The following is a 13,550-nucleotide window of genomic DNA, read 5'->3' as shown; positions in this document are numbered from 1 at the left end:
TACTTTTCATCACTTGATCAACGCCTCTCGGCAGGGGGCGGCGACGGTGCGGGGGCGCTGCCACGGTCCGGTGTATAACGGTTGTGCTATTTCTCCTTTTCGCCCCGCCACCCCCGACTGGCCGTCCTCGTTGCAGTGTCCGTAGGAGGGGACGGATCGGACACGGTCCGTCCCGTGCTGGAGGGGGCGCAGCTGAACCGGATCGCAGGAATGATCATCGCCGCAGGCGGGGGACGACGGATCGGTGGTCCCGAGGCGCTGCTGCACCAGGGTGACAAGCCCCTGGTGAATCAGATGATCGACACGATGACCGAGGCGGGTTGCGAGCAGATCGTGGTCGTCCTGGGCGCTGCCGCCGAGCAGGTCCAGGAAGCCGCCGACCTGGGCAAGGCGACCGTTGTGATCAACAAGGCGTGGGGCACCGGAGTCGGCTCGTCCATCCGGGCCGGCCTGGCCGCCATGGACGACGAGGGGATCGAGGCGGTGGTGGTGGTCCCGGTCGACATGCCGGGCCTTACCGCCACGGCGGTCAGCCGGGTGACCGCGCTGCCGTACCCGGACGTGCTGGTCTGCGCCACCTACGACGGTTTGCGCGGCTACCCGATGTTGTTCGGCCGCCGGCACTGGCCCGGCATCGCCACGCTGGCCAGTGCCGACGTGGGCGCCCGGCCGTACCTGTTGGCGCACAAGGACCAGATCGTCGACATCGCCTGCGACTCGGTCGCCGACGGCAGCCGGATCGACACCCCCGAACTGATGGAGCTCTACGGCCTCACCGTCCCGCCGCAACGGGTCGGCGTCTAGCCCGCCCACATGTTGCGGCCCGCGCCGCCCGGACAGCCGGAACTCCGGAACGGCTGGTCGGCTTCCAGTGAATGTCGCGGTGCCGGCGTCAGTGTGGACGGCGGGTGGTCAACCGTTCCACGACGTGCCACCGGTGTCGCGTCGAAGCGTCGGTGGACTCCCCGAGCGCTATGCGCGCGCAGTGTGCGCCCTGGTCGCGCAGGGACTGGGCCAAAGTGGTCAGTCCGGCGTCGGCGGCGGCGTCCGCGTCGTCCCAGCCGGTCAGAGTCAGGTCGTCGGGAATGCGCAGGCCGGCTCGTGCAGCGGCCCGCAGGGCCCCGAGGGCGAGTTCGTCACTCATCGCGGCGATGGCGTCCGGTGGCTCGGCGCCCTGTAGCAGCTCAAGAGCGAAGGCTTCCCCTTCGGCGCTGTGGTTCACCGGGCAGACAGCCAGTCGCAGCTGGGTGGCCGGGTGGCCCGCGCGCGTCCAGGCGTCACGAAATCCCTCCCACCGCTGGCGGGTGACCGGGAACTTCGCATCGACCACGTCGCTGCCGGTGAGCAGTTGGCGGGTGCGTCCCCGGTCAAGCGGAAAGCTGAGCACGATCGGGCGGCGGGCTGTGACGAACGCAGCCTGCCCGATGGCGGCGGCGGCGTCCCGGTCATCGATGCCGACCACCGGCATTCCCCGCCCGTGCGGCCCGGCGTGGACAACTGCGGGCAGCCCGGTGCCGGCGACGGCGTCCAGGACCGGATCGTCGTCGCTGGTGGTCCAGACGACGAACCCATCCACGGCTGCCTGCGCGACACGTTGGGCGTCGGTGGGCGCACCGGTGATCGGGACCAGGGTGAGTCCGACGCCCTCGGCGGCGCACACGTCGGAGACTCCGGCGAGGAAGCGCGCCGCCTGCGGATCGTCGAAGGCGTAGCTCAACCGCTCACCGAGCACGACGCCGAGCGTGCCGACCCGCCCACGGCGCAACCCGCGGGCGGCCGGGTGTGGCCCGGGATAGCCCAGCTTCTGCGCCGCCGCGCGCACCTTCGCCGCAGCCTCGGCGGAAACCCTTCCAGGCTGGGAGTAGGTGTAGGAAACCGTCATCGGTGAGACGCCGGCAGCGCTCGCCACCTGTCGCAGCGTCGGCCGCTTGGGGTTGTCGGCAGGGCGTTTCATGGCACAGACTCTATCTGTGTATCGATACACAACGCAGCAGCAGACCGAGACCGGGACGTTCGTACGGGATTCGCCGACTGTGCTTTCGTACGCCGCCCTGGCCTGTTGGACGTTCTGGCTGTACGCCTTCGGACCGGCACTGACCCTCCTGCGGGAGGAGTGGGGATTTTCCTACACACTGCTCGGCGTGTACGAGCTGCTCCTGGCGGCGGGCGCGGCCCTCGCCGCAGTTGGGTTCGTGTGGGCGGCTCGCCGTCTGGCGAGGGGTGTGCTGTTGTGGTGCTCGGCCCCCGCCACGGTCATCGGTGCAGGTCTGTTCACCCTCGGCGGGGGCGTACCGGCCACCCTGCTCGGCGCCGTGGTGCTCGGTCTGGCCGGGACCACGATGCTCACCGTGGTTCAGGCGGTTCTGTCCGACCGACACGGTGATCGGCGGGACCGAGCGTTGACCGAGGCCAACGTCGGTGCGGGCGCGTCCGCGGTGTTCGCTCCGCTGATCCTCGGCCTGCTGGCGGCCAGCGCGGTGGGCTGGCGCGCCACGTTCGCGTTGCCGGCCGCCGTCCTCCTGGTGCTGTACCTGCGCTACCGCCGCCAACCGCTACCGGCGGTGCCTCAACCCGCCACCGCGGCGGGAGCCGGAGGCTTGCCGGTGGCCTGCTGGCTGTTCGCCGTGCTGACCGCGGTCAGTTCGGCGATCGAGTTCTGTCTGGTGTACTTCGGCCCCCAGTTGCTCATCCACGCCGGCATGTCCGCCGCCGCCGCCAGCACCGCGCTGAGCAGCAATTACCTCGGTATCCTGATCGGTCGCCTGCTCGGCGCGCGGCTCACCCGCCGCCCCGGCCGCAGCGTCGCGCTGTTGTACGCCTCATTGGCGATCACCGGCCCCAGTTTCGTTCTGTTCTGGCTGACTGACCAGCCGGTTCTTGCCGTCCTCGGGCTGTTCCTGTGCGGGGTGGGCATCGCGAACCTCTATCCGCTCTCGCTCGCGCTCACCCTCGGCGCGGCCGGCGGACACGAGGACCGGGCCAACGCCCGCTCGCAACTGATCCTCGGCGTGGTCGCCGGCGTCTCCCCTTTCCTGCTCGGCAACCTGGCGGACCAGTACGGGCTGGTTACCGCCTTCGCCCTCGAGCCGGTACTGATCGGCGTCTGCCTTGTGCTGCTGTGGGGCGGGCTTCGTGCCCGCCGCACCAACGCCTGAGACGGACGCCGTTCCCGGTGGCAAGCCGGGCGGCGGAGTGCAGGTCAGGGTGCCGAAACGGCGACGCCGCCACCAGCCCTCGGCGGGCGGTGACGGCGACGCGCGAACGGTCAGTCCTGCGCCTGGTCCAGCTCGCCGGTGGCGGCGAGGCGCTGGTACCAGTGGGCGCTGTCCTTCCAGGTGCGTACCTGGGTGTCGTAGTCGACCCGGATGATGCCAAAGCGACGGTCGTAGCCGTAGCCCCACTCGAAGTTGTCCAGCAACGACCAGACGAAGTAGCCGCGCACATCAGCGCCCTGCGCGCGGGCGTCGGCCATCGCGCCGATGTGCCGACGCAGGTAGTCGATCCGCCGGTCGTCGTGGATCCGGCCGTCGGCCGACACCACATCGTCGAACGCCGCGCCGTTCTCGGTGATCATCATGGGCTGGCTGGGGTACTCACGCTGGAGGCGCAGCAGCAGCTCGGTCAGCGCCGGCGGGTCGATGTTCCAACCCATCGCCGTGTACGGGCCGGGCTGCGGCAGGAAGTCGACGTTCTCCGCAGCCACCCACGGCGTCGAGGTCGACGCGCCGTGCCCGTCGGCGTCGGAGCGCGCCGACACCCCGTCCCACGCCCGGACCAGGGTGCTGGAGTAGTAGTTGACCCCGAGCACGTCCAGCGGCACCGCGATCAGCTTCTCGTCACCCTCGCGGACGAACGACCAGTCGGTGACCGAGGCGGTGTCGGCCAGCAGGTCGGCCGGGTACTTCCCGTCCAGCATCGGGCCGAGGAACGCCCGGTTCGCCAACGCGTCGATCCGCCGGACCGCGTCCTGGTCGGCGGCCGAGTCGGACGCGCCCCGGATGACGTGCAGGTTCAGCGTCACCGACAGCTCGGCGGACGGGGCCAGCTCCCGGACCACCCGACCGGCCAGGCCGTGCGCGAGGTTGAGGTGGTGCACCGCGGCCAGCGCCGCCGCCGGCTCGGTCCGCCCCGGCGCGTGCACGCCGGAGGCGTAGCCCAGGTACGCGGAGCACCACGGCTCGTTGAGCGTCGTCCAGGTGTGCACCCGGTCGCCCAGCGCACCGACGATGCCCGCCGCGTACTCCTGGAAGCGCAACGCGGTCTCCCGCGACGCCCAACCACCGGCGTCCTCCAACTCCTGCGGCAGGTCCCAGTGGTACATGGTGGCCACCGGGCGGACACCCCGCTCCAGCAGCCCGTCCACCAGCCGCGAGTAGAAGTCGATGCCGGCCTGGTTGAACCGGCCCGAGCCGCCCGGCTGCACCCGGGGCCAGGAGATGGAGAACCGGTACGCGCCGAGCCCCAGGTCGGCGATGTGCCCGAGGTCGTCGGCCCACCGGTGGTAGTGGTCGGCGGCCACGTCGCCGGTGTCACCGTTGAGGGTCCGACCCGGTGTGTGGCTGTAGGTGTCCCAGATGGACGCTCCGCGCCCGTCCTCGGTCGCCGCGCCCTCGATCTGGTACGCGGCAGTCGCCGACCCCCAGACGAAGCTCTCCGGGAAGTGGTGTTGCGTCATCGTTCCGTCCCCTGGATCTCGCAGATGTAGCCCGTCGAGGTGCCGGCGACCAGTTCGGCGCTGGCTGTCCCGCCCTCGTAGCGCACGTCGAACTCGGCGCCCGGCCCGTTGCCGGGTGACGGTACCCGTACCCGGGTCCGCTGCCCCTCGGTCGGTGCGTACACCCGCAGCCGCACATCGTCGGCCCACTCGTAGTCCGGTCGGTCGGTGCGCGAGCCGAACGGGATGACAGCGCCCGGTCGGGCCAGCACCGGCAGGCTGTCGAAGCCGTGCTTCTCGGTCAACCACGCCGGGCCGGTGACCTGCGCGCCGGTGACCAGGTGCGTCCACGTGCCGGCGGGTACGTAGTACGTGACGTCGCCGTCGGCGCTGAGCACCGGGGCGACCAGCACATCCGGGCCGAGCATGTACTGCCGGTCCAGGTGGGCCGTCGCCGGGTCGTCCGGGAACTCCAGGAACATCGGCCGCATCACCGGCGTACCGTCGCGGTGTGCCTCCTGGGCGGCGGCCGCCAGGTACGGCATCAGGCCGAGCTTGAGGTGGGTGAAGTGCCGCAGCACGTCCACGGCCTCCTCGTCGTACGCCCACGGCACCCGGTACGAGCCGGACCCGTGCAGTCGGGAGTGCGAGGAGAGCAGCCCGAAGGCGACCCACCGCTTGAACACCGCCGGGTCGGGAGTGCCCTCGAAGCCGCCGATGTCGTGGCTCCAGTAGCCGAAGCCGGACGCCGCCAGGGACAACCCGCCGCGCAGCGACTCGGCCATCGCGACGAACGTCGACTCGCAGTCGCCGCCCCAGTGCACCGGGAACTGCTGCCCGCCGACGGTGGCCGAGCGGGCGAACAGCACCGCCTCGCCCTCGCCGCGCTCGGTCTCCAGCAGCTCGAAGACCGCCTTGTTGTAGAGGTACGAGTAGTAGTTGTGCATCCGCTGCGGGTCCGAGCCGTCGTGCCACACCACGTCGGTCGGGATGCGCTCGCCGAAGTCGGTCTTGAAGCAGTCGACGCCCATGTCCAGCAGGGCCTTGAGCTTGCCGGTGAACCAGCGGACCGCGTCCGGGTTGGTGAAGTCGACAAGCGCCATGCCGGCCTGCCACTTGTCCCACTGCCAGACCGAACCGTCCGGGTTGCGCACCAGGTAACCGGCCTCGCGGCCCTCCTCGAAGAGGTACGAGCGCTGCGCGATGTACGGGTTGATCCAGACGCACACCTTCAGGTCGCGCTCGTGCAACCGGCGCAACATCCCCTCCGGGTCGGGGAAGGTCGCCGGGTCCCAGACGAAGTCGACCCAGTGGAACTGACGCATCCAGAAGCAGTCGAAGTGGAACACCGACAGCGGCAGCCCGCGCTCGGCCATCCCGTCGACGAACTCGGTCACCGTCTTCTCGTCGTACGAGGTGGTGAACGAGGTGGACAGCCAGAGGCCGTACGACCAGGCGGGGATCCGGGCCGGACGGCCGGTGAGTGCGGTGTACCGGCGCAGCACGTCCTTCGGGTGGGGCCCGTCGATGACGTAGTAGGTGAGCGACTGACCCTCGACGCTGAACTGGGTCTGGGTGACCACCTCGGAGCCCACCTCGAACGACACGTGCTCCGGGTGGTCCACGAAGACCCCGTAGCCGGCGCTGCTCAGGTAGAACGGCACGTTCTTGTACGCCTGCTCGCTGGCGGTGCCCCCGTCGGCGTTCCAGATGTCGACGGTCTGCCCGTTCTTGACGAACGGGCCGAAGCGCTCGCCCAACCCGTACACCGTCTCGCCGACACCGAGGGCGAGCCGTTCGTGCACGTGCCGGCGGCCCTCGGCGTCGGTGACGACGCCGATGCTGCGTGCGGTGGATGCGGTGACCAGCCGGTCGCCGTGCAGGAAGTCGACCCGCCACCCGTCGATGAGCGCGACCCGCGCGGTCAACTCACCGGTGGTCAGCGTCGCGCTGAGCCCTGTGACGTCGACGGTGACCGGGTGCGTCTCGTCGGTGCTCAACCCGAAGTGCGGCTCGCGGGGCAGCCCTCCGGTGTGGTGGGCGATGGTCACTCCGATGACGCCGGGGGCGGGGGAGAAGAACCGGACGGTGACCAGGGGGCGGTTGAGGGTGTCGCCGCGGCCGGTGATCTGACCGGTCGGCGCGAAGACGGTGAAGCCGCGTTCGTCCGGCTCAACCGACTCCACGACGCCGGGGCGCAGGACACTGACGCCGGGTCGCAGCTGCCAGTACCCGTCGGTGAACTTCACTTCTCGGCTCCTGCCGTGATGCCGCGCGCCAGAGTGCGCTGGAAGATGAGGAAGAAGAGGATGGCCGGCACCAGGCTGATCAGCGCGCCGGCGTTTGTGGTCGGAGCGTCCATCAGCCGGTCGCCCTGCAACGACGCGAGCGCGACCGGAATGGTCTGCGTCTGGTTGTCGATCAGCATGACCAGCGGGATGAGGAACTCGTTCCACGTCCAGATGAAGAAGAAGATGAGCAGCACCGCGAGGGTGGGCCGCAGGTTGGGGAAGACCACCCGCCACAGCACGGTCCACTTGCCGGCGCCGTCCAGCGCGGCGGCCTCCAGCAGCGAGCGCGGGAACGTGCCCATCACCGAGGCGAGCAGGTACGTGCCGAACGCGCTCTGGATCACGGTGAAGATGATGATCACCGAGAGCTGGGTGTTGTAGAGGCCGACCTGCTTCGCCACGTAGTACAGCGGGTAGATCAGCGCCTCCTGCGGCAGCATGTTGGCCAGCAGGAAGAGACCGACGATCCACAGCCGGCCCCGGACCCGGCCGATGCCCAGCGCGTACGCATTGAGCAGCGACACGGCGACGCCGAGCACTGCCACCGAGCCGGCGATGACCGCCGAGTTCCAGAACTTCAGCGGGAAGTTCACCTCGGTCCAGTACGTGCGCAGACCCTTGGTGTAGAACTCCGTCGGCCAGCTCAGCGGGCCGCCCGACGAGTAGTCGCCGGGCGACTTGAACGCGTTGAGCAGCATGAACGCGAACGGCACCAGCATGACGAGCGCGCCGAGGGTGACCAGGGCGAGCACCACCCAGCGGCTGACGCCACGGTGGTGTCGATCGCGTACGGGCCGGGCCGGCGTCACCGGCACCGTGCTCGGTGTGAGCGTGACGGCCATGTCAGAACCCCCGGTCCCGGCGCTCGCTGCGGGCCTGCATCCAGATGAAGACCCCGGCCACCACCACGATGATCAGTGTCAGCACCATGGAGATCGCGGAGCCGTAGCCGACCTGCAGCTTCTTGAAGAACGTGTAGTAGGCGAAGTACGACGGCACGTTCGTGGCATTGTCCGGGCCGCCCCGGGTCAGGGCGAAGATCGGACCGAACACCTTCAACGCGGCGATGGTGCAGGTCAGGGCCACCACGAAAGTCTCCGGGCGGATCTGCGGAAGGGTGATCGCCCGGAACCGGTGCAGCCAGTTCGCGCCGTCGACCTCGGCCGCCTCGTACAGCTCGGGGTCGACCCGTTGCAACGCCGCCATGAAGACGACCACCGGGTAGCCGATCTGCACCCAGATCATCACGGCCATCACGGCCGGCAGGGCGGTGCCGGGGTCGCCGAGCCAGTCGTGGCGTAACGCACCGAGACCGACAGCGTCGAGGAGGCTGTTGAACGCGCCGTCGGGGCGCAGGATCCAGCCCCAGACGATGCCGGCCACCACGACGGGCAGCACCTGCGGGAGGTAGAACGCGGCCCGCAGCGCGGCGGCGGTGCGGGGCTTGAACCGGCGGCCGATGACGTCGAAGAGCACCGCGGCGAGCAGCAGCCCGAGCACTGTGGGCACCACCACCATCGCGACGAGCATCCAGACGGTGTTGCGGAACGACGCCCAGAACACGTCGTCCTGCAGCAACGCCTGGTAGTTGTCCAGGCCGACCCACCGGGGGTCGCCGATGCCGGACCACTTGGTCAGTGACAGGTAGAGGGTGCCGACCAGCGGCGCGCCGATGACCAGGAGAAAGAGCACCGCTCCGGGGAGCAGGTAGAGCCAGTACGCCGCGTTGCGGCCGCGGCGTCTGCGGCTGGGCGCGGGCGGGGTGGGGGTCGCGGCCGGCGGTGTGGCGGCGACCGTCTCGGAGACTGCCATGGAAGATCCTTCCCGGCGGGGCGGGCGGGCGCGCCGGTCGTGCCGGTCGCGCCCCCCGCTCGCCGTGTCACTTGCCGGTGATCTCCTTGACGCCATCGGCGTACGGCTTGGCGATCGTGTCGAGAACCTGGTCGGGCGACTTCGAGCCGTTGATCAGACCCTGGAAGCCGGAGACCAGCACGTCGTAGTAGCCGGGGACCGGCCAGTCCGGGTAGAAGGCGAGCCCGTCGGACTTGCTGACCGTGTTGAAGTCCTCGATCAGCTTGCGGTCCTTCGGGTCGCTGATCTTCGACGCGTCAGCGGCGACCGGAACACCACCGTTGTTGCCGATCAGGTCCTGGATCTCCGGACGCAGGGTGATGTCGATGAAGTCGTACGCCAGGCTCTTGGCCTTGCTGTTCTCCGGGACGACCCAGAGGTTGCCGGAGGAGCCGGCCTGCAGGGTGTTGCCGGGGAAGAGGAAGGTGTCCCAGTTGGCCTTCATCTCGGTCTTGAACCGGCCGTACCACCAGCTACCCGAGACGATCATCGGAACCTTGCCGCCGATGAAGGCCGTGCCCATGTCCTCGGCCTTGAGGCTGGCCGAGTTCTTCGCGACGTAGCCCTTCTGCACCCACTGGGCGAAGGTGTCCGCGCCGTACTTGAGCGGGTCGGCCTTGAAGTCGACAGGGTTCTTGTAGAGCTGGTAGTTGTCGACGAACTGCCTGTCGCCCTTGGAGAGGGCGAGCTGGTAGAAGAGCTGCCCGGCCGGGTACTCGGCGCCGGCCATGCCCAGCGGGGTGATGCCCTTGCCGACGAAGGTGTCCATCGCGGCGGTCATCTCGGCCATCGTGGTCGGGACCTTGACGCCGTTGCTCTGGAACAGGTCCTTGTTGTAGTAGACGGTGACGTACTCGCCGTAGTTCGGCACGCCGAACCACTTGCCGGAGCCCATCACGCCCTTGTCGCTGTACCGGGCGGTGGTCTGCAGGCTGGGGCTGAGCTTGCCGGCCCAGCCGCGCTTGTCGGCCTCGCTGCTCAGGTCGGCCAGCAGGCCCTGGGAGGAGAGCAGCCCGGCGGTCGCGTTGCCCTTGTTGTACTCCATGATGTCCGGGCCTTCGGACGAGTTGATGATCATGCCCGCGTTCTGCTGGATCTGCTCGAACGCCTTGCGCTCGAAGCGCACCTCGACGCCCGGGTGCTCGGACTTGAAGATCTCGATCGCCCGGTTCCAGCCGACCCCCATGGCGCTGTTCTCGCTCTCGTAGTGCCAGAGCTTGAGGGTCTTGGCGTCGCTGTTGTCCCCGTTGTCACCACCGCCGCAGGCGGCCACTGTGGTTGTCGCGGTCGCTGCCAGGGCGATCGCGGCGACGAGCCGGCGGAATCGCTGCATTAGCATCCTCCTCGTTGAGTATCTAGCCGGTACTTCACGGGGCCCGTCGTCGCGTTGCAGCGCGGCGGCGGGCCATTTACTGATCGGCCCCTACCGGTTGGTGGCGTCGGGGCGCGGCGGTCGACCCCCGGATCTCCAACGTGCACGGCAGCAGTTGCTGGTGACGAAGGTCAGCGGGGCCATCAAGGTGGCGCGTCAGCGCCTCGATCGCGATCCGGCCGAGCGCCGAACCGGGTGACGTCATGGCGGTCAGCGCCGGGGTGGCCAGTTCGGCGACCTGCGGCGAGGTGACCATCGAGACGACGGAGACGTCGTCGGGCACTGACAACCCGCGGCCGGTCAGCTCGCCGAGGATGCCGAAGATCGCCGTCTCGTTCATGGCCAACACCGCGGTCAGTTCCGGGGCCTGCGCGAACGCGGCGGCCAGGGCGGCCCGCCCGCCGGCGGCGCTGTCCTCGGCCGCGATCATGACCGGCTCCAGGCCGTGCCCGGTCATCGCCGCGGTGAAGGCGTCGCGGGTACGCAGCGCGGGCCCGTAACCGCTGGCCAACGTGGCGGCCGAGTGGTTGACGTAGACGATGCGCCGATGCCCGAGGCTGACCAGGTGCGCGACGGCCTCCCGGACGGTCTGGTCGAAGTCGATGTCGACGTAGGAGAGCGTGCTGGTGTCGCCGGTGCGGCCGATCAGCACCAGCGGCACCCCCGCCTCCTGGAGCACTGTGACCCGCTCGTCGGCCAGTTGGACCTCCATCAGCACGACCCCGTCGAGCATCCGCTGACTGGCCAGCCGACGCAGGTCGTCGAGGTTGCCTCCGCCGACCGGCGAGAGCACCAGGTGGTAGCCGGCGACGCTGGCCGCGGCGGCGGCACCTGTGACGAAGGCGGTCTCGGTGGCGCCGAGGCCGCGTTCGTCCATCGGCATCAGCAGGCCGAGGATCCGGCTACGGCGACTGGCCAGCCCACGGGCCATCGCGTTGGGTTGGTAGTCGAGCTGCGCCATCGCGGCGAGAACCTTGTTGCGGGTGGCCTGCGAGATCGGGCGGGTGCCGGTGAGCACGTACGAGACTGTGCTGACCGAGACCTGCGCGAGGCGGGCGACGTCATGCATGGTGGCCACCGCGCACCTCCTCCGGCCTGGGGTGGGACCGCTCCCGAACTTCGTCGAAGCGTTTCGACGAAGCGGTTCGACAGGACGCTAGGCCACCTGTTACGGCGACGTCAATAGCCGATGTCGAAAAGAATTCAGGAGGACGCTCGGCCCTCGTCCAGCCCGCGCTGCGCCTTTGTCGGTCGGTGAGGGGCGCGGCCAAGATCCGCGCAACATCGGGGATGGTGCCGCCTCCAACCCGCCAGGGGCGGCGCCATCCGGGACGTTGCGCGGATCTTGGCCGCCGGTGAGGGGGGCGACAGCAAGATCGTGCTCGATCCTGGATGTAGTCCCCTCGGGTCGACGCAGAGGCCACTACATCAAGGATCGAGCACGATCTTGGGCGTCGGGCGTCGGGCGTCGGGCGTCGGGCGTCGGGCGTCGGGCATGGGGACGGGGGCGCAGGCGCGGGGCGCGGGGCGTGGGGGCGTGGGGCGGAGGTGAGTGCGCGGGGCGCGGCGGTCGCGGGTCAGGGCAGGTCGAAGAGGGTGGCGGCGCTGTTCCAGCAGACCGCGCGTAGCCAGTCGTCGCCCAGGTCCAGTCGGGCCAGCCCGCTCACCTGGTCGGCGTACGGGTACGGGATGTTCGGAAAGTCGCTGCCCAGCAGCACCTTGCCGGCCAGCCCCAGGTCGCGCAACCGGGGCAGCTCCTCGGCGGGGAAGGCGACGAACTGGTCGAAGAAGGGCGTGAACGCCATTGTGGTATCCAGTCGGACCCGCTCGTACGTCTCGGCAAGGTCCAGGAAGGCCAGGTAGTCCGGGGCGCCCATGTGTGCCACCACGGCGGTCAGCCGAGGGTGGCGGGCGAGCAGGGCGGCGAACGGTTCCGGCCCGGTGTGGGAGGTCCCCACCGGTGCGTGCCCGGCGTGCACCACCACCGGCACACCCGCGTCGGACAGCATCCCCCACACCGGGTCCAGCGCCGGGTCGGTTGGCGCGAAACCGCCGACCTGTAGATGCAGCTTGAACACCCGGGCACCTTCGGCGAGGGCCGCCTCGACGTACCCGGGGGCCTCCGGCTCCGGATAGAACGTGGCCGAGGCCAGGCATCCGGGGGTGTCGCGGGCGAAGTCCAGCGTCCAGCGGTTGAGTTCCGCCGCCATGCCCGGTCGGTGCGCGTACGCCAGGGCGCTGAACGCCCGCACCCCGATCCGCCGCAGGTGCGCGACCCGGTCGGCGTCGCTCCACCGGTAGCGGATCGGCCACTCGGTGCCGACCAGCGGCCCGGCGGCGTCGAAGTAGGCCCACACCCGACGCAGCAGGCGCGGCGGCAGGAAGTGCACGTGCACGTCGGCGAGGCCGGGCAACCCGAGGGCGCGGCAGAACTCCGGTACGCGTTCGTCCTCGACCGGCGGGATCGCCGACGCCGGATCGGTCATATGTCGATGTCGAAACGGCTCAGCACCGAGGGCGCGATCAGGCCGACGGTGGCGAGCGCGGAGACGACGGTCAGTGCGATGCGCATCCCGACCACTTCGGCCTTGCTGCCGACGCGCAGGGCGATGCTGTTCGGCAGGCCGATCATCATCCACATGCGCCGCTTGATCGGGATCGGCCAGAGGATCGGCACACCCGCTCTGGTGATCATGTCGCCGAGGATGTGCACGAAGCAGCCCACGCCCAGCGCGGTGCCGATCAGCGGATAGCCGCGTCCGCCCGGCAGGTTGGCGAAGGTGAACCAGGCCGCGCCGGCCGACGCGAGGGTGATGATCACCCACCCGGCCCGCTCGGCCCACTCGTCGAACAGCCCACGCAACGCCAGGCCGAACATGAAGAACAGGATGGTGATGACCGCCCACTTGCCGTACGCGGCGCAGAGCGCTGTGGTGCCCCAGCCGACCAGCACGGTGAACGGCAGCGTGTGGGTCAGCGTCCGGTGCCCGTTGTTGCGGCGTGGGTCCTTGCTGAGCTTGGTGGCGTAGTAGACCCCGAGGGAGATCTTCTCCATCACCTCGGCGGCGAAGAGCGAGAAGACTCCGAAGGTGCGGGCCACGGTGGCCCCACCCTGGTTCTTGGTCACCTTGCCCGACATGTCGAGGTCGGGAAAGAGCGCGCCACCGGCGCACACCGCGGTGCCCACCGCCAACGCGAGCGGCGACTGGTGGTAGTCGGCGAACTGCTCCAGTGCCCAGGAGCCAGCCAGCCACACCGCCGCGCCGGACAGCGCGTGTTGCGGTCCCATCATCTCGGCTCACCCTCCCCAGGGATCTTGAGCGCCCAAAACTACGCCACTGTAGTCAGCGTCGGCGCCGCAGGGGCATCACCCGGAAGGTCC

11 protein-coding genes are annotated in these 13,550 nt (G+C 69.7%); 2 read left to right on the top strand and 9 right to left on the bottom strand.

Annotated elements, in window-relative coordinates:
* Positions 1 to 210: 210 nt before the first annotated feature.
* Positions 211 to 804: a nucleotidyltransferase family protein gene (locus tag MED01_RS34185; RefSeq protein WP_112583306.1), complete on the top strand. Its 594-nt coding sequence runs from the start codon at positions 211 to 213 to the stop codon at positions 802 to 804.
* 88 nt (positions 805 to 892) lie between these two features.
* Here the strand turns inward: MED01_RS34185 and MED01_RS34180 are convergent, their stop codons facing one another.
* Positions 893 to 1,954 carry a LacI family DNA-binding transcriptional regulator gene (locus MED01_RS34180; RefSeq protein ID WP_238672627.1) on the bottom strand — a complete coding sequence of 354 codons (1,062 nt, stop codon included), beginning with the start codon at positions 1,952 to 1,954 and terminating at the stop codon, positions 893 to 895.
* A 16-nt stretch (positions 1,955 to 1,970) separates the two neighbouring features.
* Between MED01_RS34180 and MED01_RS34175 the strand changes: the two genes are divergently transcribed.
* Positions 1,971 to 3,155, top strand: coding sequence for an MFS transporter (locus MED01_RS34175; RefSeq protein ID WP_238672625.1), 1,185 nt, complete (start codon positions 1,971 to 1,973; stop codon positions 3,153 to 3,155).
* A gap of 110 nt (positions 3,156 to 3,265) precedes the next feature.
* Here the strand turns inward: MED01_RS34175 and MED01_RS34170 are convergent, their stop codons facing one another.
* The 8 genes from MED01_RS34170 to MED01_RS34135 all read right to left on the bottom strand — a co-directional run bounded on the left by MED01_RS34170 (position 3,266) and on the right by MED01_RS34135 (position 13,460).
* Positions 3,266 to 4,675 (bottom strand): GH1 family beta-glucosidase, encoded by a 1,410-nt coding sequence (locus MED01_RS34170; protein WP_238672623.1) that lies wholly within the window; start codon positions 4,673 to 4,675, stop codon positions 3,266 to 3,268.
* Positions 4,672 to 6,903, bottom strand: a complete 2,232-nt coding sequence (gene yicI / locus MED01_RS34165) for an alpha-xylosidase (protein ID WP_238672622.1) — start codon at positions 6,901 to 6,903, stop codon at positions 4,672 to 4,674. The genes MED01_RS34170 and yicI overlap by 4 nt, the downstream gene beginning before the upstream one ends.
* Complete coding sequence (locus tag MED01_RS34160) at positions 6,900 to 7,787, bottom strand: carbohydrate ABC transporter permease (RefSeq protein WP_112603369.1); 888 nt, start codon at positions 7,785 to 7,787, stop codon at positions 6,900 to 6,902. Before MED01_RS34160 ends, yicI begins: the two co-directional genes overlap by 4 nt.
* A gap of 1 nt (position 7,788) precedes the next feature.
* Positions 7,789 to 8,757: a carbohydrate ABC transporter permease gene (locus tag MED01_RS34155; protein ID WP_238672620.1), complete on the bottom strand. Its 969-nt coding sequence runs from the start codon at positions 8,755 to 8,757 to the stop codon at positions 7,789 to 7,791.
* A 67-nt stretch (positions 8,758 to 8,824) separates the two neighbouring features.
* Positions 8,825 to 10,129 (bottom strand): ABC transporter substrate-binding protein, encoded by a 1,305-nt coding sequence (locus MED01_RS34150; RefSeq protein ID WP_238672619.1) that lies wholly within the window; start codon positions 10,127 to 10,129, stop codon positions 8,825 to 8,827.
* A gap of 76 nt (positions 10,130 to 10,205) precedes the next feature.
* Positions 10,206 to 11,237 (bottom strand): LacI family DNA-binding transcriptional regulator, encoded by a 1,032-nt coding sequence (locus tag MED01_RS34145; protein ID WP_238672711.1) that lies wholly within the window; start codon positions 11,235 to 11,237, stop codon positions 10,206 to 10,208.
* Between the two features lie 508 nt (positions 11,238 to 11,745).
* Entirely contained in the window at positions 11,746 to 12,654 is a 909-nt protein-coding gene (locus tag MED01_RS34140) for an amidohydrolase family protein (protein WP_238672617.1), read from the bottom strand.
* Positions 12,651 to 13,460, bottom strand: coding sequence for a metal-dependent hydrolase (locus MED01_RS34135; protein WP_238672615.1), 810 nt, complete (start codon positions 13,458 to 13,460; stop codon positions 12,651 to 12,653). The genes MED01_RS34140 and MED01_RS34135 overlap by 4 nt, the downstream gene beginning before the upstream one ends.
* Positions 13,461 to 13,550: the final 90 nt, after the last annotated feature.

Source organism: Micromonospora alfalfae, from assembly GCF_022230925.1.
GTDB lineage: Bacteria > Actinomycetota > Actinomycetes > Mycobacteriales > Micromonosporaceae > Micromonospora > Micromonospora alfalfae.
Note: the sequence above shows the minus strand (reverse complement) of the source record. Positions and strands in the feature narration are given on the sequence as shown.